Source organism: Streptomyces sp. NPDC029674 (assembly GCF_044903205.1).
Taxonomy (GTDB): domain Bacteria; phylum Actinomycetota; class Actinomycetes; order Streptomycetales; family Streptomycetaceae; genus Streptomyces.
In genome coordinates, this window is the sequence record NZ_JBJDPY010000026.1 from 61401 (window position 1) to 85951 (window position 24551).

Consider the following 24551-nt stretch of genomic DNA (forward strand, 5'->3'; position numbering starts at 1 on the left):
CCGTTGAGCCGCTCGGTTCTCGTCACCGGAGGAAACCGGGGCATCGGCCTCGCCATCGCCAGCGCTTTCGCCGACGCCGGCGACAAGGTCGCGATCACCTACCGCTCGGGCGAGCCACCGAAGGTCCTCACCGACGCCGGTGTCCTCGCCGTCAAGTGCGACATCACCGACGCCGAGCAGGTGGAGCAGGCCTACAAGGAGATCGAGGAGAAGCACGGGAACGTCGAGGTCCTGGTCGCCAACGCCGGCATCACCAAGGACCAGCTCCTGATGCGCATGTCCGAGGAGGACTTCACGTCCGTCCTCGACACCAACCTCACCGGCACCTTCCGCGTCGTCAAGCGCGCCAACCGCGGCATGCTGCGCGCCAAGAAGGGCCGCGTCGTCCTCATCTCCTCCGTCGTCGGCCTGCTGGGCGGCGCGGGGCAGGCGAACTACGCCGCCTCCAAGGCGGGTCTGGTCGGCTTCGCCCGCTCGCTCGCCCGCGAGCTCGGTTCGCGCAACCTCACCTTCAACGTCGTCGCCCCCGGTTTTGTCGACACCGACATGACCAAGGTGCTGACGGACGAGCAGCGCGAGGGCATCGTCGCCCAGGTGCCGCTCGGCCGTTACGCGCAGCCCGAGGAGATCGCCGCCGCGGTGAAGTTCCTCGCGTCCGACGACGCCTCGTACATCACTGGAGCCGTCATCCCCGTTGACGGCGGATTGGGCATGGGTCACTGATCACATGAGCGGAATTCTCGACGGCAAGCGCATCCTGATCACGGGTGTGCTGATGGAGTCCTCCATCGCCTTCCACGCGGCGAAGGTCGCTCAGGAGCAGGGCGCGGAGGTCATCCTGACCGCCTTCCCGCGGCCCACCCTCACCGAGCGCATCGCCAAGAAGCTCCCCAAGCCCGCCAAGGTCATCGAGCTCGACGTGACCAACCAGGAGCACCTGGACCGCCTCGAGGGTCTGGTGCGCGAGGAGCTCGGCGGCCTGGACGGCGTCGTCCACTCCATCGGCTTCGCCCCCCAGGACGCCCTCGGCGGCAACTTCCTGAACACGCCGTTCGAGTCGGTGGCCACCGCCATGCACGTCTCGGCGTACTCCCTGAAGTCGCTGACGATGGCCTGCCTGCCGCTGATGCCGGAGGAGGGCGGCTCGGTCGTCGGCCTGACCTTCGACGCGCAGTTCGCCTGGCCGCAGTACGACTGGATGGGCCCGGCCAAGGCCGCCCTGGAGGCCACCAGCCGCTACCTGGCGCGCGACCTCGGCTCCCGGGACATCCGCTGCAACCTCATCTCCGCGGGTCCGCTCGGCTCCATGGCCGCCAAGTCCATCCCGGGCTTCTCGGACCTCGCGAAGGTCTGGGACACCCGCTCCCCGCTGAACTGGGACATGGCCGACCCGGAGCCCGCGGGCCGCGGCATCGTCGCCCTGCTCTCGGACTTCTTCCCGAAGACCACCGGCGAGATCATCCACGTCGACGGCGGCGTGCACATGATGGGCGCCTGACCCGGGCGTACGTACGTTTTCGAGGCCCCGTCCCCCGCAGCGCGCGGGCGGCGGGGCCTCACCCGTTCGGCCCCCCGGCCGGGCGCCCCGGGGCGAGTGCCGCGCACCCTGGAGTGTGCGTCTCTCCGGTGCGGTGCCCGTGGCTCTCGCTCTGGCGGTCGTCGCGCCGAGCGCCGCGCCGCCAGAACCGCCCCACGCGCGCGCGGGGGCGGACGGACAGGCGGACGTGCGGGCGGAGAAGCCGCGGCCGCGCCCCTTCGGCTCGGAGTGCCGCACCGGCGTCCTCGGCTCCCACGTCGTCGCGCACTGCCACAACCCCTACCCCGAGATCGACCGGGTCCGCCTCCACGTGGAGTGCTACCGGTGGTGGGACATCGACACCGACTCGCGCCCCGTCGAGGCGGGGCCCGCGATGACGGTGCGCCTCACCGGACGGTGCTGGAAAGAGGTCCGCTCGGTCTGGGTCAGCCACGAGAAGTGAGCCGCCGCGTCAGCCGCCGGCGGCGAGCCGCTCCGGGCGGCACATGAAGGGGTAACCCGCCGCCTCCGTAGCGGCGGCCTCCGCGTCGCCCGCACGGATCGCGTCGACCAGACGGGCGTGGTCCATGTGGGCCTCCGGGGTCAGCTCCTCGCCGATGTCCTCGCGCAGCCAGTCCCGCAGCACCTCGCCGAGGTCCGCGTACATCGCCATCATGACGTCGTTGTGCGACGCGGCGACGACGGCCATGTGGAACGTCGCGTCGGCCGTCACGAACGCCTCCGCGTCCCCGGAGGCCCAGACCTCCTCACGGCGTGCCAGCAGCGCGTCGAGCTGCTTGAGGTCGCGCTCGGTGCGGCGCTCGGCGGCGAGCTTCGCGGCGCTGGACTCCAGCGTGCTGCGCAGCTCGGCGATGTGCCGCGGGTCCGCGTCGGCGAACCGGCGCTGCATCACGCCCGCGAGCTCGCTCGTCGCGACCACGTACGTGCCCGAGCCCTGCCGGATGTCGAGCAGGCCGTTGTGGGCAAGGGCGCGCACCGCCTCCCTGACCGTGTTCCTGGCCACGCCCAGCTGCTCGACCAGCTCGGGCTCGGTGGGGATGCGGGAGCCGACCGGCCACTCGCCCGACGAGATCTGGTTGCGCAGCTCGGAGATGACCTGCTCGGAGAGTGCCGAACGGCGAGGGGTGGTCAGCGGCATGACGTTCCTTCGTGCGAGGCCTGTGTGCGAGCAGTGTGACGTAAACGGATTGGACAGCCAATCATCCCATGATTCTATGATGGCCCCATGGCTAGTGAGGAAACCGGGACGATGACGTCGGCAGCGACACCCCCGACACGTACGGAAGCACCGGAGCACGCGGCGCAGAGGGCCGGGGAGAAACAGGCCCCCACGCGCGCGTGGGCGACGCGACTCGTCATCGTCGGCATCGTCCTCGCCGCCATGAACCTCCGCCCTGCCATCACCAGCCTCGGCGCCCTCCTCGAAGAGGTGCGCGACGGCCTCGGCATGAGCGGCACCCTCGCGGGACTCCTCACCTCCGTACCGCCGCTCTGCTTCGCCTTCTTCGGCGTGATGGCGCCCCGCCTGGCCCGGCGCTTCGGGCCCAGCGCGGTGGTGTGCGTCGGCATGGCCGCCATCGCGTCGGGTCTCGTGATCAGGCCCTTCATCGGCGGCACCGCGGGCTTCCTCGCGGGCACCGCCCTCGCCCTCGCGGGCATCGCCGTCAGCAACGTCCTCATGCCGGTCATCGTCAAGCGCTGGTTCCCCGACCGGGTCGGTTCCATGACCGGCCTGTACTCGATGGCCCTCGCGTTCGGCACCTCCGTCGCGGCGGCCGCCACCGTGCCGCTCACCGACGGTCTCGGCGGCCGCTGGCAGACCGGTCTCGCCGTGTGGGCGGTGCTCGCCGTCGTCGCCGTCCTGCCGTGGATCCCGCTCGTCCGCGACCGGGGCACCCCCGCCACCGCAGCCCCGGAGCACGTCTCGCCCGCCGTACGCCAGGAGGACGCGGGCCTGCGCATCACCCACAGCCGCACCGCGTGGGCGCTCGCCGTCTTCTTCGGCCTGCAGGCCACGGCCGCGTACATCACCATGGGCTGGATGCCGCAGATCTTCCGCGACGCCGGCGTCCCCGCGGGCGAGGCGGGCGTGCTGCTCGCCGTCACGATGGCCATGGGCGTGCCCCTGGCGTTCGTCATCCCCCGGGTCGCCACGCGCCTGACCAACCAGGGCCCGGTCGTGATCGTCCTCGGCGCCTGCGGGCTCGCCGGCTACGCGGGCCTCTACCTCGCCCCCGCCGGCGGCGCCTGGGCCTGGGCCCTGCTGCTCGGCATCTCCAACTGCGCCTTCCCGCTCGCCCTCACGATGGTCGGGATGCGGGCCAAGAGCAGCGTCGGCGTGGCCAAGCTGTCCGCCTTCGCGCAGAGCACGGGCTACCTGATCTCGATCCCCGGACCGCTCCTCGTGGGTGTGCTCTACCAGCACAGCGGCGGCTGGGGACTGCCGATCGCGCTCATGGCGGCGCTGATGGTGCCGCAGATCGTCATCGGTACGCTCGCGGGCCGCAACCGCACGGTCGAGGACGAGGTCGCCGCCAGGGGCCGGGCGGCCTGACCCTGAGGAGGGCGGACGGTCCGACCCCGACGGGGAGCGGGCGGGCAAAGGGTGCGAGACTGGCCGTATGCCCGTCCTCGACCCGAACCCCCAGAACGGCCAGAAGAAGCTGCTCATCGTGCTCGGCGCGATGCTGGCCATCACCGTGATCATCGGCATCATCGCCTCCATCGCCTCGCCGTGAACCGGCCCCCGGAGGGGTGCTGGTGGGGCTAGCACCCCCATCCCCTAGGGGGCCAGTGTCAGGGTCAAGTGGGTGGATCTCCGGATGGGTTGAGGGTCGCCGATCGCCTAACTTCGAGTTGTGCCCGCGACGACGCGGCACGCACGCACCACTCGAAGACCACGGAGGCGGCATGTCGGCCCGATCGCACACCCGGCGCGACCCGGCCCAGTCGGGCAGCGTCGAGATCCAGCTCCCCTGGTGGGCCATCGCCCTCCCCGCCATCGCCTTCGCGGCCCTCCTCCTGCTCATCCTGAACCCCGTGGACGCGCACGCGGCGACCAGCGAGCCGGCCGTCACGCACCTCCTGGAGCGCATACGGACACTGGTGCTGCGCACGGCCTCCTGACCCCCCTGCCACCGGACCCGTCACCCGCGTCGGGGCACCGCGCCAACTCCCTGCGCCCCATGGCGCGTTTCATGCGAAGCTGGGATGCATGAGCGTCGCAGAACCCCGCAGGATTGTCCTCTTCCGGCATGCGAAGGCCGACTGGCCGCAGGTTTCCGACCACGAGCGGCCGCTCGCGGAGCGAGGCCGCCGGGACGCCCCCGTCGCCGGGCGCAAGCTGGCCGACAGCGGCATCGCCTTCGATCAGGCCCTCTGCTCGACCGCCACCCGGACCCGCGAGACCTGGAAGCTCGCCGTCCAGGAGCTGCCGCAGCGGCCGAAGACCGTCTACGAGGAGCGGCTGTACGAAGCCTCTCCCGGTGAGCTGATCGCCGTGCTCAACGAGACCCCGGACGACGTGCAGAACCTCGTCCTGATCGGCCACAACCCCGGCGTGCAGGGCCTGGCCGACGTCCTCGCAGGGGACGCCGAGGGTGACGCCAGAGTGCGGCTGAACCGCAGGGGCTTCCCGACCGCGGCCTTCGCCGTCCTGACGTACTCCGGTTCGTGGAAGGCGCTCGAACCGGGCGTGGCCACCCTCGTCGACTACTGGGCGCCGTCCGAGTAGACCTCCCCCCGTCCACCGTGAGGGCCCGGCACCATGGGTGCCGGGCCCTCTGTGGCTCTGCGCGGGAGCGGATCAGTCCAGGTGCATGTCGGCCGCCTCGACCTCTTCACGGGTGATCCCGAGGAGGTAGAGGACGGTGTCCAGGAAGGGGACGTTCACCGCGGTGTGCGCGGCCTCGCGGACCACGGGCTTGGCGTTGAAGGCCACCCCGAGCCCCGCGGCGTTCAGCATGTCGAGGTCGTTCGCGCCGTCGCCGATCGCGACGGTCTGCTCCAGCGGCACCCCGGCCTCCGTGGCGAAGCGGCGCAGCAGCCGGGCCTTGCCCGCGCGGTCGACGATCTCGCCGGTCACCTTGCCGGTCAGCTTGCCGTCGACGATCTCCAGGGTGTTGGCCTGGGCGAAGTCGAGGCCGAGACGTTCCTTCAGGTCGTCGGTGACCTGGGTGAACCCGCCCGAGACGACGCCCACTTGGTAGCCGAGACGCTTGAGCGTGCGGATGAGGGTGCGGGCACCCGGCGTGAGCCGTACCTCGGAGCGGACCTTGTCGACGACCGACGCGTCGAGCCCTTCGAGCAGCGCCACGCGGGCGTGCAGCGACTGCTCGAAGTCCAGCTCGCCGCGCATCGCGGCCGCCGTCACCTCGGCGACCTCGTCCTCGCAGCCGGCGTGGGCGGCGAAGAGCTCGATGACCTCGTCCTGGATGAGCGTCGAGTCGACGTCCATCACGACGAGCCGCTGGGCGCGGCGGTGCAGACCCGCCGAGACGACCGCGACATCCACGCCGAGCTTCGCGGCCTCTATGGCGAGGGCCGTGCGCAGCGTCTCCGTCTCGGTGCCGGACACCGCGAACTCGACGGCGGTGACCGGGTACTTGGCGAGCCGGAAGATACGGTCGATGTTGCCGCCGGTGGCCGTTATCCGGGCGGCGATCGCGGCCGTCGACTCCGACGTCAGCGGGTGGCCGAGCACAGTCACGAGGGAACGTCCGTGGCCGCGCGGCCGGTTGTCGCCGATACCCGAGATGATCTCGGCCTGCATCCTCATGGACTCCGCCCAGCTGTGGACGGTGGCGCGCAGGTCGCCCTCCAGACCGGCGGGCGGCTCGGTCACGAGCGCGCACAGCACGATCCGGCCACGGGTGACGACCTGCTCGATGTCGACGACGTCGACGGAGTAGGCGGCGAGGGTGTCGAAGAGGCCGGCGGTGATGCCGGGGCGGTCCTTGCCGAAGATCTTGACGAGGAGCGTCGGGATGTCGGCGGGCTGAGGGGGCTGCGAAGCACTCATGGTGATCCCTACGGTATCCGCCCTCTTCCCGCCCCCGCCCTCCCGGTCCGCCACCCGGACAGCCCTTCCGGGGGGCCCGCCCATCGTGCGGTACATCGCCCTACCTTGCCCCGGTCGGAGCTCACCTGGGGGGCGGTCCCTCACGCTGCCGCGTTGCGCCTCGCTGGCCGGTGCGGTGCCTTGTCCTGCCGCGTCGTGCCTCACTCTGCGGTGCGGTGCCGTGCCTCGCCCTGCGGCGTCCGCCTCGCTCACTCTGCGGTTCGGTGCCCCGCCCTGTCCGGCCGCTGCCGTGCCGGGCTGCCCCGGATGCGCCTGATCGCCGTCGGCTTCGTTGCCATCCGGTCGCCGGCTCGCCAGGGCCCGTCCTCGTGGCCTCGCCTCCGGCCCCGTTGCGGCTGACCCTGTCCCGCCGCTTCGCGGCGGATCCCTCCCTCCCACCCACCCGTGCACCCCGCGACACCACCGTCCCGTAGGGAACGGGACGACATGCCTTCGCTCCCGCTCCTGCGGCGGTGTCCGGCGTGCCGCTCGGGGCTCGGTGCTACCCCTCCCCGTTTCCCAAGAGGACCAGGTCTCTCTGCGCCGCGGTGCAGGCGGGCACCTCCGCTGCCGCTCCTGCGGCGGCCCGGTGTGCGGCTCGGGGCTGGCCGTACCCCGTCCTCCTAGGGGCCAGGTGTCTCCGTTCCTCGTTGGCAGCGGGCGTGTGGCGCTCGGGGCTCGGGTGTACCCCTTCCTGTAGGGACGAGGCGTCTCTGCGCCGCGTGGCGGGCAGGCGTTCTGTTTCCGCTTCTGCGGTGGTCCGGCGCCGCTCGGGGCTCGGGCGTGCCCCTTCCCGTAAGGACCAAGTGTCTCTGCGCCCCCGTTGCGGGCGGGGCCTCTCCGCTGCCGCTCCTGCGGCGGCCCGATGCGCGGCTCGGCGCTGGCCGTACCCCGTCCCCGTAGGGACCAGCCGTCTCCGCGCCCCTTTGCGGGCGGGCCATTCCGCTCTCGCCCCCGGCGGGCCGGCATGCCGCTCGGGAGCGGGCTCGGCCGGGGGGGGGCGAGCCATCCGTTGTGGGCAGGCGGGCCGTGGGCGGCACGGGTGGGCGCAACCCCCGGTGCCGGGGGTCGGTCAGGTGGGTCTGCGGGGGTTTTTCGGGGGAGGGGGAGGTGGGGGAGGCGGTGGTGGTGGGGGCCAGTCGGAGGAGTGGGAGCGGCGGCGGGGCCGTGGAGGGGGTGGGACCACCGGGCCCATGACCGTCGGAGCGCCGGAGGCGTCGCCGGGGGCGGGAGGGGGTCGTAAATAGGGATTCGTGTCAGGGTTCGGCGGGCGGTGCGGGGTGCCCGGGCGGTACGGCCCGGCCTCGGACGCCCCGCCTCCGGAGGCCCCAGCTCCGGACGCTCCGGCCCCGGAGGCCCCGGCTCGAGACGCCCCGGAGCCCGAAGAAGCCCCCCGCACCACCGACGCCCCCACCCCCGCCACCCCACCCAACGCGAACCGCGACGCCCCACCCCCCGCCGCCCCCGCGGCCACCGCGAGCAGTGACCCCGTCGCCCCCGCCCCGAACCCCCACGCCGCCCCCAGCACCGCCGCCATCCCGAGTCGGCCGTGCAGTTCGAGTCCCGCGCCGAACGCGTCGAAGCCGAATACGGAGAGTGAGGCGTCGGCGGAGACGTCGGTCAGTCGTGCCAGGAGGGGGAGGCCGAGCGCGGTCACCGCTGCGAGCCGCACCCCGCACAGGCCCACGAATCCCGGAGCGGAGGTCTCACCGCGTACATAAGGGGTCCGGACAGCCGTCAGCACGCCCGCGAACAGCATCGCCACCGCCGCCGCGACGCCCAACAGCCAGACCCTGCCGTCGAGTTCGGCGAGCCGCCCGAGCGTGAGCGCCTTGTCGGAGGACCCTGTCAGGAGGTCGTCCACCGGATCGGGCAGGAACCGCGAGAGTTCGCCCGTCGCCCTGCCGTCCCACGGCACGAAGAGCCCGACGGGCAGACCGAGCCACACGCCGTTCGGCGCCCCGAGCAGCGCGGCGCCGGCGATCCGCTTGGGATGGTCGTCGCCGACCATCGCGTACGCCGCCGCGGCAAGCCCCGCCGCGACCGCCACCAGCACCACCGTGACCAGCGCGGAGGCGGCGGGCCGCGCCACCCGGTGCAGTCCGCCGAGGGCGCGCGGCAGCGGCGTGCGCCGTGAGGCGAGCAGCGCGATGAGCAGGACGCCGACCACCCAGGCCGCCCCACCGAGCAGCGTCGGCCCGGTGTCCACGGTGAAGCCGACCGACGCCTCCGCCTCGACGAGGTCCCCGAGCCGGTCGGGGAGGAGCCCGCCGAGGTCGTCCCCGATCCCGCCGGGCAGCTTGTCGCCGATGCCGTCCGGCAGCTGGTCGAGGCCTTCCTCGAGCCCCTTGTCGATGCCGAGCTGCTTGCCGTCGATCGTGATGACGTCGTGCCCCGCCCAGGCGAGCCCCGCGAGCATCGCGAGGAAGAGGGCGACCACCGCGGCGACCCGGGCGGCGAGTTCGGAAGGGGCGATGACAACCCCCGCCCCGCGCAGGGACCGCAGGAAGAAGTGGGCGAGGAGCAGCGCACCGACCAAACCGACACCGAGTGGCGCAATATCGACGGTCGTGGCCGCCTCGGCACCCTCCAGGCCGAATGCCGATACGTCGCCGGACGGCGTGACCGAACCGCCCGCGCCCAGCGCGACGGTCGCCGCCGTCATCGGTCCGAGCGCGCCGACCGCGTCCGCGCCGAGCAGGTGCAGACCGAGCGCGGCCGTCCCGGCCATGCCGATCAGCGCCCAACTGACCGCGGCGATCGCGGAGAGCAGCACGTCACCCCACCGCACGCCCCGGCTCTCGCCCGTGTGGTCACCCTTGTGATCGTCGGCCTGCATCAGGACCCCCCGGACCGCGGTGCGTTGCCCTGAATGCACGTAATGCGCTCAATGCTCGGAATGAGCATGATCCGTATGCACTGATGGGCGCTTACTACTCTCCGGGGCGGTTTCTTCCCCGTCAACGGGGCAACCCGTCACGCCCGTACGCAGTCTTCACAAGGCCCGACTTTCGGTCAGAGCCCTCCTCCTGAAATAGTTCCTCCCGATGTTCGACATCCCTAGACTCCCCATCGATGGGGGCTAGCTCGGGGGACAACTCAGTGGGGCATGGAGTGCCGGAACTCGTACTGGAATTGAATGGCAGGACCTGGACGCTGGACGCGTCCAGGCCGTACACCCTCGGACGTGATCCGCAGGGGGATATCTCGCTCGACGACGCCAGGGTCTCCTGGCGGCACGCGACGATCAGCTGGAGCGGGCGCAGCTGGGTCATCGAGGATCACGGCAGTACCAATGGCACCTTCGTGCAGGGCCAGCGGATCCACCAGATGGAAATCGGCCCGGGTTCGGCGGTGTACCTCGGCAACGCGACCGACGGCCCGCGGGTGAACGTGTCCGGCGGTGCCTCGGGTGCGGGCGCGGCGGCCGCGGCGGCCGCCGTCTCGGCACCGCAGCAGCACGCCCAGCAGCAGGCCGCACCGCAGCACACGCCCCAGCAGCACCAGCCGTCCCAGCAGGAGGCTCCCGGCTGGGCCGCGCAGTCCCCGCAGCAACAGGCACCCCAGCAGCAGGCCCCGTACCAGGCGCAGCAGCAGGGCTGGCAACAGCAGCCGCAACAGCAACAACAGCCGCAGCGGCAGCAGCCGCACGTGCCGCAGCAGGCCCAGCAGCACGGCGGTCCGTCCGAGCAGTACGCACAGAAGACCCCGGGGTCCGGCGGTGTCGCGGGGGCCCCGCCGGTCTACGGAGACCGCAGCCCGACGACGTTCCACCAGCTGGCACTCGGCCGCAAGATGCGCATCGGCCGCGCCCTGGAGAACGAGCTCGTCGTCTCCGACCTGCAGGTCTCGCGCCACCACGCCGAGTTCACGGCGACGCCCGACGGCCGCTTCGAGATACACGACCTCGGCTCGCACAACGGCACGTACGTCAACGGCCAGCCGATCGCGAAGTCCTCGACGGTCCTCATCGGCCCGAACGACATCGTCGGCGTCGGCCACTCGACCTTCCGCCTCGTCGGCGGACAGCTCGAGGAGTTCGTCGACACCGGTGACGTCTCCTTCTCGGCCCGCCACCTCACGGTCACGGTCGACGGCGGCAAGCAGATCCTCAAGGACGTCTCCTTCGGCGTCCCGGAGAAGTCGCTCATCGCGGTCATCGGACCCTCGGGTTCCGGCAAGTCGACCCTGCTCAAGGCGCTCACCGGCTACCGGCCCGCCAACCAGGGCGACGTCCTCTACGACAACCGGAACCTGTACAAGCAGTTCGCCGAGCTCCGGCAGCGCATCGGTCTGGTCCCGCAGGACGACATCCTGCACAAGGAGCTGACCGTCAAGAAGGCCCTCAAGTACGCGGCCAAGCTGCGCTTCCCGGCCGACACCACGGAGGCCGAGCGCGAGTCCCGCATCGACGAGGTCCTGCGCGAGCTCAAGCTGGACATCCACAAGGAGAAGAAGGTCACCTCCCTCTCCGGTGGCCAGCGCAAGCGCGTGTCCGTGGCCCTGGAGCTGCTGACCAAGCCCTCGCTGATCTTCCTGGACGAGCCGACCTCCGGCCTCGACCCGGGCATGGACCGCGACGTCATGCAGCTGCTCCGCGGCCTCGCGGACGACGGCCGCACGGTCCTCGTCGTCACGCACTCGGTCGCCGAGCTGGCGATCTGCGACAAGCTCCTGGTGATGGCGCCGGGCGGTTCGGTGGCGTACTTCGGTCCGCCGGAGGAAGCCCTGAACTTCTTCGGCTACAGCACCTGGGCCGACGTCTTCTCCGCCTTCGAGAACTACCGCGACTACGACTGGGCGGGCCGCTGGAAGGGCTCGCAGCACTACCAGATGTACGCCGCGGACATCGACGCGGTCGCCGCGCAGTCCGTAGCGATGCCGCCGCCACAGGCGATGAAGCCGCCGAAGCCGCAGGGCTGGGGATCGCAGCTGTGGACCCTGATCCGCCGCTACACCTCGGTGATCGCCTCCGACAAGGGCTTCATGGGCCTGATGGTGATCCTGCCCGCGGTCCTCGGCATCGTCAGCGTCGTGATCCCGGCCGACTTCGGCCTCGCACCGCCGAAACCGCCGGTCAAGTTCAACGGCGACGCGGGCACGATCATGCTCATCCTCGCGGTCGGCATGTGCTTCTCGGGCGCGGCCAACTCCGTACGTGAGCTGATCAAGGAACGGGTCATCTACGAACGGGAGCGGGCCACCGGCCTCTCCCGCTCGGCGTACCTGATGTCCAAGGTCATCGTCCTCGGCGTCATCACGGCCATCCAGGGCGTGATCATCTGCGCCATCGGCTTCATCCCGCGCGAGCTGCCGGAGGAAGGCCTGATCATGCCGCCGGCGGCGGAGATCTGCCTGACGATCATCGCGCTCGGCTTCACCTCGATGATGTTCGGCCTGGTCATCTCCTCGCTGGTGAAGACCGCCGAGAAGACCATGCCGCTCCTGGTCATGTTCGCCATCGTCCAGGTCGTGTTCACCGGCGTCCTCTTCCAGGTCTACGGCTCGCCGGGCCTGGAGCAGTTCGCCTGGCTGATGCCGTCCCGCTGGGCCATCGCGGGCGCGGGCGCCACGCTCGACCTGGCGCACCTGATGCCGCCGTGGGACCCGAAGAACCCGAACGACCTGGACCCGCTGTGGGAGCACTCGGCGAGCCAGTGGGGCATCAACATCACGATCCTGCTCGCGCTCGGCGTCATCTGCGGCGTCGCGGTCGCGCGCCTGCTGCGCCGGCACGAGCCGGAGGTCATGCGCAAGTGACCGGTGCCCTCGGGCACACGAGAAGGGCGGCACCCCGTGCGGGGTGCCGCCCTTCGGCGTCTGCGAACCTCATCTTCGGCTGAAGAGGTCCAGTGATCAGGCGATCAAGGTCAGTAGGCGCCGTTCACGTTGTCCATCGAGCCGTACCGGTCGGCGGCGTAGTTGGCCGCGGCCGTGATGTTGGCGACCGGGTCGTAGATGTTCGTGGAGGTGCCCTCGACGTGGTACGCGTCGAACGTCGGCTTGATGACCTGGAGCAGGCCGATCGACGGGGTGCCGTTGATGGCGTTGATGTCCCAGCCGTTGATGGCCTGCGGGTTGCCCGAGGACTCACGGATGATGTTGCGGTGCAGGCCCTCGTAGGAGCCGGGGATGCCCTTGGCCTTCATGATGTCCAGGGACTGGCGGATCCAGCCGTCGAGGTTGTTGGCGTAGACGGGCTTGCGGGCGGCGGCGCGGCTGGCGGCCTCCTTGGCCTTGCGCTCGTCCTCGGCCTTCTTCTTCGCGGCGGCCTCGTCGGCGGCCTTCTTCTCCTCGGCGGCCTTCGCGGCGGCGTCCTTGGCCTTCTTGTCGGCGCTGCTGTGCTGCTTGATGACACCGGCGCGCACGGCCTGCTCGGCCTCGACGTTCTGCTTGAAGGCCACCGGGGCGGCGTCGAGGCTCTGGGTCTTGGTTCCCGCATCGGCGCTGCTCGGCACGAGGGAGAACGCGAGGGCAGCGGCGCCGAGCGTGGCGACACCGGCGATCGAGAACTTCTGGGCCTTGGTCACGGCGGCGCGACTATGGCCGCGGGTGTTGTGCTGGGACATGCGAGTTGGACCTCTTCGAATAGCGGAGGTCGCTCACGGCCGGCGGGGACATGGTGCTGTCCGGCAAAACGCCGCGGTCGGGAAGACCGCGGCGCCGAGCGACTGAGCAATTCTTAGCGGCCGCAAAATTGTGTGGCAAAGGTGTGACGTACGATGCCGGGTAGTGGATCAGGGTGCACACAGACTCCCAAATCGGGCACCTACCCCGTCCGCTTTAAGGGATTCCTCTCAACTAGGGGTCTTCGTACGTGACGTGCGCCCTATGCGCGGGCTCACATCAGCGACGTAACGGTCTCACCAAGAGTTGCCGTCGCAACGCTCTCGGTGAGGGGCCTCATTCGGGAGGAGGAGGTGCACGTCGCCGAACTCGTGCCACAGGTAGAGACGGCGTACCGCCTCCGTATAACCCCGCTCGATCGCCGCCCGTCCCGCGACGGCCTCCAGCATCAGCAGATGCGACGCCTCCGGCTCGTGGAGCCCGGTCAGCAGGCCGTCCACCACCCGCACCCCGCGCTCCGGAGTCACCACAAGATCGGTCCGGCCCGCCGCCGCCCGCACCACCCCGTCGGGCCCCGCGGCGGACTCCACGGCGCGCACGGCCGTCGTACCGACCGCCACGACCCGCCCGCCGGCCGCCCGCGCCGCGTTGATCAGCCGCGCCGACGTATCCGACACCTCGAAGAGCTCCGGATACGGCGGCTCGTGCGCCTCCTGCGAGGCGACACCGGTGTGCAGCACCACCGGCGCGAACTGCACCCCCCTGCTCACCAGCTCCGCCACCATCGACGCGGTGAACGGCCGCCCCGCACTCGGCATCTCCGCACTCCCCGCCCCGTCCGCCGACGGCAGCGCGAACACGGTCTGGTACGCGGAGAGCGGCTGGTCCCGCTCCGTATAGGAGTAACGAATGGGGCGCCCGTGCCGCCGCAGCAGTCCGGGCACGTCCCCCGACACCCGCACCCACCACAGCCGCCGGCTCTCCACCGCCACCTGCTCCTCATATACGAGGCGTACGTCCCCGGGGAGCCGCACCACCGAACCCGCCGGACCACCGGCACGCGCGCGTGTAGTGCCCTTCCCGTCCGGATCCCGCAGCTCCACGGCCCACCGCCCGTCCGCGCCCCGGGTGGAGAAATGCACCACCACGCGCGCGTGCCCGCATCTCCCGTCCACCGCCGCGGGCAGGGTCCGGGACGTGTTGACCACCAGCAGGTCCCCGGCCCGCAGCAGCGCGGGCAACTCCGTGAACGCGTGGTGCGTGACCTCCGTGCCGTGCGACACCAGCAGCCGCACCGAGTCCCTGCCGAGTCCCGGACCCCGCTGCTCGGCCGGCACCCGGGCCGAGAGCGAGGCCGGCACGCACAGCGGCGCCCCGAGCACGCTCATCGCGCACCCGCCGGCAGCGCGGGCGCCGAGTAGCGGCCACTGGCGGGCCGCTCGGCGAGCATCCGAAGGAACGCGGGCGCCACCGTCTCCGGCAGCGGCCGCCCGGACTGATCGTCGACGGGCACCGCCGCCTGATACAGATCCGTCCGCATGTCCCCGGGATCCACCGCCCACACCCGCACCCCGGGCTCCTCCTCGGCGAGGACCGCGGAGAGGTGGTCGAGGGCGGCCTTGGAAGCGCCGTACCCGCCCCACGTCTCGTACGCCTCCACCGCCGCGTCGGAGCTGAGGTTGAACACCGCGCCCGCCGACTCCCGCAGCAGCGGCAAGGCCTCCTGCACCAGCCCCAGGGCCGCCACCACATTCGTCTCCAGCGCCGCCCGCAAACCGCCGAGCGCGAGCCCGTCCAGCCGTACGAGAGGCTCGGCGCCCAGCGCGCTCGCGTTGTTCACCAGCAGATCGAGCCCGCCGAGCCGCCGCGCCGCGGCCACCAGGTCCGCCCGGTGTCCCGCATCGGTGACGTCCCCGGCGAGCGCCTCCACGCGCGTGCCGTACCCGCTCAGCTCGCGCGCCGACTCATCGAGGACCGCGGCGGTCCTGGCGTCGAGCACGAGATCCCAGCCGGACTCCGCGAGAGCCGCGCCCAGCGCGCGCCCCAGCCCCTTCGAAGCCCCCGTGATGATCGCTACCGGCATGACATCCGTCCCCTCGTCCCGTTCCTCGGTCCGTTCCGTTCCCTCGGTCCGTCAGGCCACCACCGTAGGAACGGCCCCGCCCCGGGCACCTCGTGCGAGAGCCGCAACTCCCCGGGGCCCTTCGCCCTAGTCCCGGACCATGGACCGACGGACCTAGGCCCCGGGACGTAGGCGGGGGCCTCCACAGGTCGGATACGCACTGTCACACCCCGCCGGTACGGTTGTGACCATGAGTCAAGGACCCCGATCCGGCCTGACCGCGGTGAGTTCCGCGCTCCTCGCCATGAGCAGGCACCTGGAGGTGCGCGACGTCCTCAAGACGATCGTCGCCTCGGCCCGTGACCTGCTCGACGCCGAGTACGCCGCGCTCGGAGTCCCGGACGACCACGGCGGGTTCGCCCAGTTCGTGGTCGACGGCGTCAGCGACGACCAGTGGAAGGCCATCGGCCCGCTGCCCCGGCAGCACGGCATCCTCGCCTCCATGCTCCAGAAGGGCGAGACCGTCCGCCTCGGTGACGTGCGCGAGGACCCCCGCTTCGGAGGCTGGCCCTCCGCCCACCCGGACATGTCCGACTTCCTCGGCGTGCCCATCCGCTCCGAGGACGAGACGCTCGGCGCGCTCTTCCTCGCTAACAAGAAGTGCCCCAAGCCCCAAGGGGGTTGCGGCTTCACCGAGGACGACGCGGATCTCCTCGCCATCCTCGCCCAGCACGCCGCCATCGCCCTCACCAACGCCCGCCTGTACGAGCGCAGTCGCGAGCTGACCATCGCCGAGGAGCGCTCGCGCCTCGCCCACGAACTGCACGACGCCGTCAGCCAGAAGCTCTTCTCGCTGCGCCTGACGGCTCAGGCGGCCGCCGCCCTGGTGGACCGCGACCCGTCCCGGGCCAAGGGCGAACTGCAGCAGGTGGCGGTGCTCGCGGCCGAGGCCGCGGACGAACTGCGCGCGGCCGTCGTGGAGTTGCGCCCCGCCGCCCTCGACGAGGACGGCCTGGTGGCCACGTTGCGCACCCACACGCACGTGCTGCACCGCGCGCACTCCGCACACGTCACCTTCGAGAGCAACGGCGTGCGGGCGCTGCCCGCCTCGCAGGAGGAAGCCATGCTGCGGGTCGCCCAGGAGGCCCTGCACAACGCGCTGCGCCACTCCGGCGCGGAGCACGTCACCGTGGCGCTGGACAAGCGCGGCGCCGGAGCCGTCCTGCGCGTCGCCGACGACGGCTCGGGCTTCGAACCGAAGTCGGTACGACGCGCGGGACGGCACCTGGGCCTGGTCTCCATGCGGGACCGGGCGAGCGGGGTCGGCGGACGGCTGACCGTGGAATCGGAGCCCGGCAAGGGCACAACGATCGAGATGGAGGTCCCCGGTGGCTGACGCCGTGCACCACACGAAGACAGGGATCCGGGTTCTGCTGGTCGACGACCACCAGGTGGTCCGCCGCGGTCTGCGTACGTTCCTGGAGATCCAGGACGACATCGACGTCGTCGGCGAGGCGTCGGACGGCGCCGAAGGAGTCGCGCGGGCCGAGGAGTTGAAGCCGGACGTCGTCCTGATGGACGTCAAGATGCCCGGCATGGACGGCGTCGAGGCGCTGCGCAAGCTCCGCGAACTGGCCAACCCCGCGCGCGTGCTCATCGTCACCAGCTTCACCGAGCAGCGCACGGTCGTCCCGGCCCTGCGCGCCGGCGCCGCGGGCTATGTCTACAAGGACATCGACCCAGACGCCCTCGCCGGCGCCATCCGCTCCGTGCACGCCGGGCACGTCCTGCTCCAGCCCGAGGTGGCGGGCGCGCTGCTCTCCCAGGAGGAGACGGGAAACGGGCAGGGCAGGGGCCCCTCCCTCACCGAGCGCGAGCGCGAGGTCCTCGGCCTCATCGCCGACGGCCGCTCGAACCGCGAGATCGCCCGCGCCCTCGTCCTCTCCGAGAAGACCGTCAAGACGCACGTCTCGAACATCCTGATGAAGCTGGACCTGGCCGACCGGACCCAGGCCGCGCTCTGGGCCGTACGGCACGGCGTGACCGGCTGAGCAGCCGATATGCCCGGAGTGGCCGTCGACTTCCGGACTGAGATTCATACCGTCGTGTAGATGTCCCCCGATTGGCGTATCCGGTGTGACGGTCGGACGTTCTCCAGTGCGTGCTGCGGCGGCCGGCCGCAGCTTCTGCTCAGGAGGATGTAGAAGTGAAGAACCTGAAGAAGGCTGCTGCTGTCACGATGGTGGCCGGTGGCCTGGTTGCGGCCGGCGCGGGCATGGCCTCCGCCCACGGCGGCGCGCAGGCCGACGGTGTCGCGAAGAACTCCCCCGGCGTCCTCTCGGGCAACCTGGTCCAGGCCCCGGTCCACGTCCCTGTGAACGTCTGCGGCAACACCGTCACCGTCATCGGCGGCCTCAACCCGGTGTTCGGCAACGTCTGCAAGAACCTCTGATCGCATCCTGCGAGCCGCACATCCCCCGACCCCGCCACCGGGGTCGCTCATGACAGCAGGAGGAGCACGTCCCATGAACAGCATCGCCAAGAAGGCCGCCCTGGCCGTCGTCGCCGCCGGTCTCGCCGCGGGCGCGTCCGCCGGAGCCGCGTCCGCCACCCCGGACGCCCAGGCCCACGGCGTCGCCAAGAACTCCCCGGGCGTCGGCTCCGGCAACCTCGTCCAGGTGCCGGTCCACGTCCCGGTCAACGCCACCGGCAACAGCGCGAACGTGATCGGCGCCCTCAACCCGGCGTTCGCCAACGCGACGGTGAACCACTGAGGCACTGCCCTCGGCACGGGCCCCGCGGACCGGTCAGGTCCGCGGGGCCCGCGGCGTCGCGCCACCCGACGCCAGCCTCACGCCCCCGAGGGCGCGGCCTCAGCGCCCGCCCCGCTCCCGCTCCTCGACGTACGAGTTGAACGCGGCCACCTGCGCCCGCCGCGCCGTCCGCTCCACGGGCCGCAGCGCCTGCACCCGGGCGGCCATCTCCGAAGCGCTCACGGCCCCGCCGTGCCCGTTCTCGTACGCCAGCGAGATCAGCAGACCGACCCGCTGCGCCAGCTCCAGCACCCGGACCGCACGCGGCGGATAGCCGGGCGCGAGCAGCTCGCGCCCCCGCTCGGCCCGCGCCCGGTACGCGTCGAGCGCCGCCTCCGCGACCGGCCCCGACCCCGCCACATCGAGCCGGGACAGCACCTGCGTCGCCTCCCGCAGCGCCTCCGCGAGCTCACGCTCCGCCTCGCCCAGCGAGGGCACATCGGCGGGCGGCGCCTCCCGCACGGGCAGACAGTGCCAGACGACCTCCACATGGACATCGCCGTCGGGCCCCGCCTCGTACACCTCGGGGACGAGACCGTACGGCGCTCCGAAGCAGACGACGGCCTCCTCCGCCTCCAGTGCGCGCGCGTTGAACCCGGGCGGCCCGCTCAGCCCGAGCGGATGCCCCGGCGCGGGCAGCGCCACCCGCAGTCCGGTCACCCCCAGCGAGCGCAGCCGCCCCATGGCGAGCGTGAGCCCGACCGGGCCCGACTCGCCGGGAAGTCCTTCGACCCGGTGCACCGCGTCCTCGCCGACCATCGCGAGCACCGCGTCATCCGGGGAAACAAGTCCGGCCAAAAGGGCATTTCCCCATGCGGCCAGGCGTCCTGAGCGTGGTTCCGAGAGCATGCACACAGCCTAAGGACCGGCCTCGCGACAGGAACGCTCGGCCGGTGGCGTAGGTTTTATCCGGGGGCCGCGTCCACCGGCGCGAGCGACGACCGAGACTGCAATGGGAGACAGCGCGCTCATGAGCGATGTACTGGAGCTTGAGGACGTATCTGTGGTCCGCGAGGGCCGGGCTCTGGTGGACCAGGTCTCCTGGTCGGTCAAGGAAGGGGAGCGCTGGGTCATCCTCGGCCCGAACGGCGCCGGCAAGACCACCCTCCTCAATGTCGCGTCCAGCTACCTCTTCCCGAGCACCGGCACCGCCACCGTCCTCGGCGAGACCCTCGGCAAGCCCGGCACGGACGTCTTCGAGCTGCGCCCGCGCATCGGCATCGCCGGCATCGCGATGGCCGAGAAGCTCCCCAAGCGCCAGACCGTCCTCCAGACGGTCCTCACCGCGGCGTACGGCATGACCGCCGGCTGGCACGAGAACTACGAGGACGTCGACGAGCAGCGCGCCCGCGCCTTCCTCGACCGTCTCGGCATGAGCGACTACCTGGACCGCAAGTTCGGCACCCTCTCCGAGGGCGAGCGCAAGCGCACCCTGATCGCCCGCGCCCTGATGACCGACCCCGAGCTGCTGCTCCTCGACGAGCCCGCCGCAGGACTCGACCTCGGCGGCCGCGAAGACCTCGTCCGCCGCCTCGGCCGCCTCGCCCGCGACCCGATCGCCCCCTCGATGATCATGGTCACGCATCACGTTGAGGAGATCGCCCCCGGCTTCACGCACGTCCTGATGATCCGCCAGGGCAAGGTCCTCGCCGCGGGCCCGCTGGAGCTGGAGCTCACCTCCCGCAACCTCTCCCTCAGCTTCGGCCTCCCGCTGGTCGTCGAGCAGCGCAACGACCGCTGGACCGCCACGGGGCTTCCGCTCGGCTGATCGGGCGCCCTGTCCCGGAAGGGACCCGCGGTCCTACCATGACCGGGTGGACATCGACGCATGGGTGTGGTGGCTGATCGGCGCCGCCGCACTCGGAATCCCGCTCGTACTGACCGCGATGCCGGAGCTCGGCATGCTCGCCGTGGGCGCCGTCGCCGCCGCCGTGACCGCGGGTGTCGGCGGCGGCATGGTGCTGCAGGTCGTGGTCTTCGCCGCGGTCTCGGTCGCGCTCATCGCCGTCGTACGCCCCGTCGCGGCCCGGCACCGCGCCCAGCGACCCGAACTGACCACCGGGGTCGAGGCGTTGAAGGGCAGAACGGCCGTCGTCCTCGAACGGGTCGACGGCTCCGGCGGCCGCATCAAGCTCGCGGGCGAGATCTGGTCGGCCCGCGCGCTCGACACGGACCGCGCCTTCGAAGCCGGCCAAGCGGTGGACGTCGTCGAGATCGACGGAGCGACGGCCGTCGTCATGTGAATGCCCCACGGGCCGGATGGCGGTCTGACAGACTCGACCAGCAAGATCTTCGCCGAGGCAAGAGGGGTACGGGGAAAACGATGAATTCAATCATCATCGTCCTGGTCATTCTGGTGGTGCTGGTCTTCATCGCCCTGATCAAGACCATCCAGGTCATCCCGCAGGCGAGCGCCGCCATCGTCGAGCGATTCGGCCGCTACACCCGCACGCTGAACGCGGGCCTGAACATCGTCGTCCCGTTCATCGACTCGATCCGCAACCGCATCGACCTCCGTGAACAGGTCGTCCCGTTCCCGCCCCAGCCGGTGATCACCCAGGACAACCTGGTGGTCAACATCGACACCGTCATCTACTACCAGGTGACCGACGCACGGGCCGCGACGTACGAAGTCGCCAGCTACATCCAGGCGATCGAACAGCTCACCGTCACCACGCTGCGCAACATCATCGGCGGCATGGACCTGGAGCGGACCCTCACCTCCCGCGAGGAGATCAACGCGGCCCTGCGCGGCGTCCTCGACGAGGCCACCGGCAAGTGGGGCATCCGCGTCAACCGCGTCGAGCTCAAGGCGATCGAGCCGCCGACCTCCATCCAGGACTCGATGGAGAAGCAGATGCGCGCCGACCGCGACAAGCGCGCCGCGATCCTCCAGGCCGAAGGTGTACGGCAGTCGGAGATCCTCCGCGCCGAGGGCGAGAAGCAGTCCGCGATCCTGCGCGCAGAGGGTGAGGCCAAGGCGGCGGCCCTGCGCGCCGAGGGCGAGGCCCAGGCGATCCGCACGGTCTTCGAGTCCATCCACGCGGGCGACCCGGACCAGAAGCTCCTCTCGTACCAGTACCTCCAGATGCTCCCGAAGATCGCCGAGGGCGACGCCAACAAGCTCTGGATCGTGCCCAGCGAGATCGGCGACGCCCTCAAGGGCCTCGGCGGCGCACTCGGCAACTTCGGCCCGATGGGCGGCGGTTCGGTCCCCGCACAGGCCAAGGAGCGCCGCGAACAGCCGCCGATCGACTGATTCGCCGCGGAGGGCCGCCGGCGCGGTGCTAGGCGGCGGGCTGTGCCAGCCACTCGGGCAGCGAGGCCAGCTCGTCCTTGCCCAGTGACAAGAGCATCGCGTCGGCGGGCGTCGGCTCGAACGGCTGCCGCAGCAACGGCATCCCCGCCTCCTCAGGCGTCCGGTTCGCCTTGCGGTGATTGTCCATCGCGCACGACGCCACCGTGTTCAGCCAGGAGTCCGCACCGCCCTGCGACCGCGGCACCACGTGGTCCACTGTCGTGGCGCGCCGGCCGCAGTACGCGCACCGGTGCTGGTCACGGACCAGCACACCCCGCCTCGACCAGGGAGCCTGTCTTCGGAACGGCACCCGCACGTACCTGCACAGCCTGATGACCCGGGGCACGGGAATGTCGATCGCCGCCGCGCGCACGCGCAGTCCGGGGTGGGCGTGCTCGACCACGGCCTTGTCCTGGAGCACCAGAACGACGGCCCGGTTGAGCGACACCGTCGAGAGCGGCTCGAAGCTCGCGTTCAGCACCAGCGTGTCCCGCATCAACCTGCCCACCTCCCGTATGCACCGGCCCACCCCCTGGCGGGCTTGGATCAACTCTGGCCGGGCACGCCGAGATGGACAACGCAATAAAAAATGCCCGCCTCTGATCACTTCCATGACCAGAGGCGGGCAAACAATCGGTGAACGCTCAGTATCTGAGGGTCACTCAGCTCTCCGCGGGAGCCGCGTACTCCGCGATCACCTGAGCACGCGCCAGCGTGTGGAACCGGAGGTTGAAGCCCACGACCGCGGGCGTGGCGTCCGAGTCGGGGCCCAGCTTCTCCTGGTCCACCGCGTACACGGTGAACACATAGCGGTGCGCCGGATCGCCGGGCGGCGGCGCGGCACCCACGAACTCCTTCGCCCCGTAGTCGTTGCGCACCTGCACGGCGCCCTCGGGCAGTCCCTCGAACTTCCCGCTGCCCGCACCACCCGGCAGCTCGGTCACCGAGACCGGGATGTCGAAGACGGTCCAGTGCCAGAACCCGCTCCCCGTGGGGGCGTCCGGGTCGAAGCACGTCACGGCGAAGCTCTTGGTCTCCGGCGGGAAGCCTTCCCACCGCAGCTGCGGCGAGGTGTTCCCGGCCGCCTGGACCTGAGCGTCCTTGAGGACCGCCCCCGGTTCGAAGTCCTCGCTCACGACCGTGAACGACGGCACGGACGGATGGAAGTCATGGGGAAGCGGCGGCCTCTTGAGCTCGCTCACGTAGGCACCTCCTGGTCGATTGCTGCCCCTTCCGAGCCTAGGACCAGTTGCGCTTGCTGCCGACCTGGGACAGCCACTCGTTCAGGTAAGCCGCCCAGTCCGTGCCGTGGAAGTCGTTCAGCCCGATCTTGAACGAACGGAACGAGTCGCTGCTCTCGCTGAACAGCCCCGGCTTCTTGTCCATCTCCAGTACGACGTCCATCTCGCGGTCGTCGGCGACGAAGCTCAGTTCGACCTGGTTGAGCCCGCGGTACTGCTGCGGCGGGTAGAACTCGATCTCCTGGTAGAACGGCAGCTTCTGCCGCGTGCCGCGGATGTGACCGCGCTCCATGTCCGCGCTCTTGAAGCGGAAGCCCAGCTGGATGAAGGCGTCCAGGATGGCCTGCTGCGCCGGCAGCGGGTGCACGATGATCGGGTCCAGGTCGCTCGAGTCCACGGCGCGCGCGATCTCCAGCTCGGTGGTCACACCGATGTCCATGCCGCGCAGCTGCTGCCCGTCGATGCTCGTGACCGGGGTCTCCCAGGGGATCTCCAGGCTGAACTGCACGGCGTGCACCTGGTTGGCCTGCAGCGTGAAGGCGCCACCGAGCCGCTGCTTGGTGAACTCGATGTCCTGCTTGGTCTCCTGGTCGTTGCCCTCGACCTCGACCCGGGCCTGCAGACCCACGGAGAGCCCCTCGATCTCCTGGTCCACGGATCCGCCCTGGATCCGCACCTCACCCTGGACCACGCCGCCCGGGACCACGTTGACCTCGGTCAGCACGGTCTCCACCGAGGCGCCACCGGCCCCGAGACTCGCGAGCAGCTTCTTGAACCCCATGACACTCCATCCCCAGGCAGCCGCCTGTGGCTCGTCCGGACTTGAATACTTGATCGATAGAAACGCGAGGGGACCGCGCGCGGTTCCGCACCCCATCACCCTGGCAACCGGGCGGGCCGAGGACCACCCGTGAACCAGAACCATGTGCAGTACGCTCGTACGGCATGATCGCGACCCCTGACCGTACGCCCCTCACCCGAGACTTCTTCGACCGCCCGGTCCTGGAGGTCGCCCCGGACCTGCTCGGCCGCATCCTCGTGCGCGACTCGGCGGCCGGCCCGATCGAGGTCCGCCTGACAGAGGTGGAGGCCTACGCGGGAGAGGTCGACCCCGGCTCACACGCCTACCGAGGCCGCACCGCCAGGAACGACGTGATGTTCGGGCAGCCCGGGCACATGTACGTCTACTTCACCTACGGCATGTGGCACTGCATGAACCTGGTGTGCGGCCCCGAAGGCATGGCGAGCGCTGTCCTGCTGCGCGCGGGAGAGATCACCGAGGGCGTGGAGCTGGCCCGCAAACGACGACTCTCGGCCCGTAACGACAAGGAACTGGCCAAAGGCCCGGCCCGCCTGGCCACCGCGCTCGACGTGGACCGCCAGCTCGACGGCACCGATGTCTGCGGCGACCCGTCGTCCCCCTTCTCCGTACTGGCCGGCACCCCGGTCCCTTCCGACCAGGTCAGCAGCGGTCCTCGCACAGGAGTGGCGGGCGAAGGCGGCGTCCACCCGTGGCGCTTCTGGACGACCAACGACCCTACGGTGAGCCCCTATCGGGCCCATGTGCCCCGTCGCCGCCGAACTTGACGCAGGGGCGGTGGCTCCGTAAGGTAGTCCGAGTCGCTTGAACCGGGTACGGCGTTCTGCCAGCAGCCGGAAGCGACCAACCACTACTTAACGACTTCCCCTCGGCGGGGTCTTATTCCGCATGTCCGCATGCCGGAATTCGAACTCGCGAGACTCGATTATGAGTTGCGGAGGGAATCCGCTAACGTAGTGAACACGCCGAAAGGCAAAGGCCCTCCAACGGCCACCGGAAATGAAATCCGAACCGGGAACGGAACGGAAAACGGATCTGGTAAGGTTGGAAACACGAAATACCGAAGGGAAGCGCCCGGAGGAAAGCCCGAGAGGGTGAGTACAAAGGAAGCGTCCGTTCCTTGAGAACTCAACAGCGTGCCAAAAGTCAACGCC

General features: G+C 70.8%; 26 protein-coding genes. 16 read left to right on the forward strand and 10 right to left on the reverse strand.

Features of this window, described 5'->3' with window-relative positions:
* Nucleotides 1-3: 3 nt before the first annotated feature.
* The 3 genes from fabG to ACI2L3_RS37140 all read left to right on the forward strand — a co-directional run bounded on the left by fabG (nucleotide 4) and on the right by ACI2L3_RS37140 (nucleotide 1979).
* Nucleotides 4-723, forward strand: a complete 720-nt coding sequence (gene fabG / locus ACI2L3_RS37130) for a 3-oxoacyl-[acyl-carrier-protein] reductase (RefSeq protein WP_404756863.1) — start codon at nucleotides 4-6, stop codon at nucleotides 721-723.
* A gap of 4 nt (nucleotides 724-727) precedes the next feature.
* Nucleotides 728-1498 (forward strand): enoyl-ACP reductase FabI, encoded by a 771-nt coding sequence (fabI, locus tag ACI2L3_RS37135; RefSeq protein ID WP_362997048.1) that lies wholly within the window; start codon nucleotides 728-730, stop codon nucleotides 1496-1498.
* Between the two features lie 133 nt (nucleotides 1499-1631).
* Entirely contained in the window at nucleotides 1632-1979 is a 348-nt protein-coding gene (locus ACI2L3_RS37140) for a hypothetical protein (RefSeq protein ID WP_404756886.1), read from the forward strand.
* Nucleotides 1980-1988: 9 nt separating this feature from the next.
* On the opposite strand, the gene ACI2L3_RS37145 is transcribed toward ACI2L3_RS37140, so the two are convergent.
* On the reverse strand, nucleotides 1989-2675 hold the full coding sequence (locus ACI2L3_RS37145) for a FadR/GntR family transcriptional regulator (protein WP_404756864.1): 687 nt from the start codon (nucleotides 2673-2675) through the stop codon (nucleotides 1989-1991).
* A gap of 87 nt (nucleotides 2676-2762) precedes the next feature.
* Between ACI2L3_RS37145 and ACI2L3_RS37150 the strand changes: the two genes are divergently transcribed.
* The 4 genes from ACI2L3_RS37150 (at nucleotide 2763) to ACI2L3_RS37165 (ending at nucleotide 5270) form a co-directional block, all read left to right on the forward strand.
* A complete protein-coding gene (locus ACI2L3_RS37150; RefSeq protein ID WP_404756865.1) occupies nucleotides 2763-4091 on the forward strand; it encodes a CynX/NimT family MFS transporter in 1329 nt (442 codons plus the stop codon).
* A gap of 67 nt (nucleotides 4092-4158) precedes the next feature.
* On the forward strand, nucleotides 4159-4275 hold the full coding sequence (locus tag ACI2L3_RS37155; RefSeq protein WP_107059069.1) for an SGM_5486 family transporter-associated protein: 117 nt from the start codon (nucleotides 4159-4161) through the stop codon (nucleotides 4273-4275).
* Nucleotides 4276-4447: 172 nt separating this feature from the next.
* Entirely contained in the window at nucleotides 4448-4663 is a 216-nt protein-coding gene (locus tag ACI2L3_RS37160) for a hypothetical protein (protein ID WP_404756866.1), read from the forward strand.
* An 88-nt stretch (nucleotides 4664-4751) separates the two neighbouring features.
* Nucleotides 4752-5270: a SixA phosphatase family protein gene (locus ACI2L3_RS37165; protein WP_404756867.1), complete on the forward strand. Its 519-nt coding sequence runs from the start codon at nucleotides 4752-4754 to the stop codon at nucleotides 5268-5270.
* A 72-nt stretch (nucleotides 5271-5342) separates the two neighbouring features.
* Here ACI2L3_RS37165 and serB read toward each other — a convergent pair whose 3' ends face one another.
* Together serB and ACI2L3_RS37175 are read right to left on the reverse strand one after the other, a co-directional pair.
* On the reverse strand, nucleotides 5343-6557 hold the full coding sequence (gene serB, locus ACI2L3_RS37170; RefSeq protein ID WP_404756868.1) for a phosphoserine phosphatase SerB: 1215 nt from the start codon (nucleotides 6555-6557) through the stop codon (nucleotides 5343-5345).
* Between the two features lie 1111 nt (nucleotides 6558-7668).
* On the reverse strand, nucleotides 7669-9435 hold the full coding sequence (locus ACI2L3_RS37175) for a streptophobe family protein (RefSeq protein WP_404756869.1): 1767 nt from the start codon (nucleotides 9433-9435) through the stop codon (nucleotides 7669-7671).
* A gap of 236 nt (nucleotides 9436-9671) precedes the next feature.
* On the opposite strand from ACI2L3_RS37175, the gene ACI2L3_RS37180 reads away from it, so the two are divergent.
* Nucleotides 9672-12356: an FHA domain-containing protein gene (locus ACI2L3_RS37180; RefSeq protein ID WP_404756870.1), complete on the forward strand. Its 2685-nt coding sequence runs from the start codon at nucleotides 9672-9674 to the stop codon at nucleotides 12354-12356.
* Nucleotides 12357-12466: 110 nt separating this feature from the next.
* Here the strand turns inward: ACI2L3_RS37180 and ACI2L3_RS37185 are convergent, their stop codons facing one another.
* The 3 genes from ACI2L3_RS37185 to ACI2L3_RS37195 form a co-directional block, all read right to left on the reverse strand.
* Nucleotides 12467-13165 carry a transglycosylase SLT domain-containing protein gene (locus tag ACI2L3_RS37185; RefSeq protein WP_404756871.1) on the reverse strand — a complete coding sequence of 233 codons (699 nt, stop codon included), beginning with the start codon at nucleotides 13163-13165 and terminating at the stop codon, nucleotides 12467-12469.
* Between the two features lie 294 nt (nucleotides 13166-13459).
* Nucleotides 13460-14551 carry an S-adenosylmethionine:tRNA ribosyltransferase-isomerase gene (locus ACI2L3_RS37190; RefSeq protein ID WP_404756872.1) on the reverse strand — a complete coding sequence of 364 codons (1092 nt, stop codon included), beginning with the start codon at nucleotides 14549-14551 and terminating at the stop codon, nucleotides 13460-13462.
* Nucleotides 14548-15246 carry an SDR family NAD(P)-dependent oxidoreductase gene (locus ACI2L3_RS37195; RefSeq protein ID WP_404756873.1) on the reverse strand — a complete coding sequence of 233 codons (699 nt, stop codon included), beginning with the start codon at nucleotides 15244-15246 and terminating at the stop codon, nucleotides 14548-14550. Before ACI2L3_RS37195 ends, ACI2L3_RS37190 begins: the two co-directional genes overlap by 4 nt.
* A gap of 229 nt (nucleotides 15247-15475) precedes the next feature.
* On the opposite strand from ACI2L3_RS37195, the gene ACI2L3_RS37200 reads away from it, so the two are divergent.
* From ACI2L3_RS37200 to ACI2L3_RS37215, 4 genes are all read left to right on the forward strand, one after another.
* Nucleotides 15476-16621 (forward strand): GAF domain-containing sensor histidine kinase, encoded by a 1146-nt coding sequence (locus ACI2L3_RS37200; protein WP_404756874.1) that lies wholly within the window; start codon nucleotides 15476-15478, stop codon nucleotides 16619-16621.
* Nucleotides 16614-17276 carry a response regulator gene (locus ACI2L3_RS37205; RefSeq protein ID WP_404756875.1) on the forward strand — a complete coding sequence of 221 codons (663 nt, stop codon included), beginning with the start codon at nucleotides 16614-16616 and terminating at the stop codon, nucleotides 17274-17276. The genes ACI2L3_RS37200 and ACI2L3_RS37205 overlap by 8 nt, the downstream gene beginning before the upstream one ends.
* A 155-nt stretch (nucleotides 17277-17431) precedes the next feature.
* Complete coding sequence (locus ACI2L3_RS37210) at nucleotides 17432-17677, forward strand: chaplin (RefSeq protein ID WP_398307774.1); 246 nt, start codon at nucleotides 17432-17434, stop codon at nucleotides 17675-17677.
* A 73-nt stretch (nucleotides 17678-17750) separates the two neighbouring features.
* Nucleotides 17751-17999, forward strand: coding sequence for a chaplin (locus ACI2L3_RS37215; protein ID WP_404756876.1), 249 nt, complete (start codon nucleotides 17751-17753; stop codon nucleotides 17997-17999).
* 99 nt (nucleotides 18000-18098) lie between these two features.
* Here ACI2L3_RS37215 and ACI2L3_RS37220 read toward each other — a convergent pair whose 3' ends face one another.
* Nucleotides 18099-18887 (reverse strand): hypothetical protein, encoded by a 789-nt coding sequence (locus ACI2L3_RS37220; protein ID WP_404756877.1) that lies wholly within the window; start codon nucleotides 18885-18887, stop codon nucleotides 18099-18101.
* A gap of 121 nt (nucleotides 18888-19008) precedes the next feature.
* Between ACI2L3_RS37220 and ACI2L3_RS37225 the strand changes: the two genes are divergently transcribed.
* From ACI2L3_RS37225 to ACI2L3_RS37235, 3 genes are all read left to right on the forward strand, one after another.
* Nucleotides 19009-19806, forward strand: coding sequence for an ABC transporter ATP-binding protein (locus tag ACI2L3_RS37225; protein ID WP_404756878.1), 798 nt, complete (start codon nucleotides 19009-19011; stop codon nucleotides 19804-19806).
* Nucleotides 19807-19852: 46 nt separating this feature from the next.
* On the forward strand, nucleotides 19853-20281 hold the full coding sequence (locus ACI2L3_RS37230; RefSeq protein WP_404756879.1) for an NfeD family protein: 429 nt from the start codon (nucleotides 19853-19855) through the stop codon (nucleotides 20279-20281).
* An 80-nt stretch (nucleotides 20282-20361) separates the two neighbouring features.
* Complete coding sequence (locus ACI2L3_RS37235; protein ID WP_404756880.1) at nucleotides 20362-21297, forward strand: SPFH domain-containing protein; 936 nt, start codon at nucleotides 20362-20364, stop codon at nucleotides 21295-21297.
* A 28-nt stretch (nucleotides 21298-21325) separates the two neighbouring features.
* Here the strand turns inward: ACI2L3_RS37235 and ACI2L3_RS37240 are convergent, their stop codons facing one another.
* The 3 genes from ACI2L3_RS37240 to ACI2L3_RS37250 all read right to left on the reverse strand — a co-directional run bounded on the left by ACI2L3_RS37240 (nucleotide 21326) and on the right by ACI2L3_RS37250 (nucleotide 23358).
* On the reverse strand, nucleotides 21326-21832 hold the full coding sequence (locus ACI2L3_RS37240) for an HNH endonuclease (protein ID WP_404756881.1): 507 nt from the start codon (nucleotides 21830-21832) through the stop codon (nucleotides 21326-21328).
* A gap of 166 nt (nucleotides 21833-21998) precedes the next feature.
* The gene (locus ACI2L3_RS37245; RefSeq protein ID WP_362997089.1) at nucleotides 21999-22538 is read right to left on the reverse strand and encodes a YbhB/YbcL family Raf kinase inhibitor-like protein; all 540 of its coding nucleotides are present in this window, start codon (nucleotides 22536-22538) and stop codon (nucleotides 21999-22001) included.
* Nucleotides 22539-22575: 37 nt separating this feature from the next.
* Nucleotides 22576-23358, reverse strand: a complete 783-nt coding sequence (locus ACI2L3_RS37250; protein WP_404756882.1) for a sporulation protein — start codon at nucleotides 23356-23358, stop codon at nucleotides 22576-22578.
* Between the two features lie 164 nt (nucleotides 23359-23522).
* On the opposite strand from ACI2L3_RS37250, the gene ACI2L3_RS37255 reads away from it, so the two are divergent.
* Nucleotides 23523-24164 carry a DNA-3-methyladenine glycosylase gene (locus tag ACI2L3_RS37255; RefSeq protein ID WP_404756883.1) on the forward strand — a complete coding sequence of 214 codons (642 nt, stop codon included), beginning with the start codon at nucleotides 23523-23525 and terminating at the stop codon, nucleotides 24162-24164.
* Nucleotides 24165-24551: the final 387 nt, after the last annotated feature.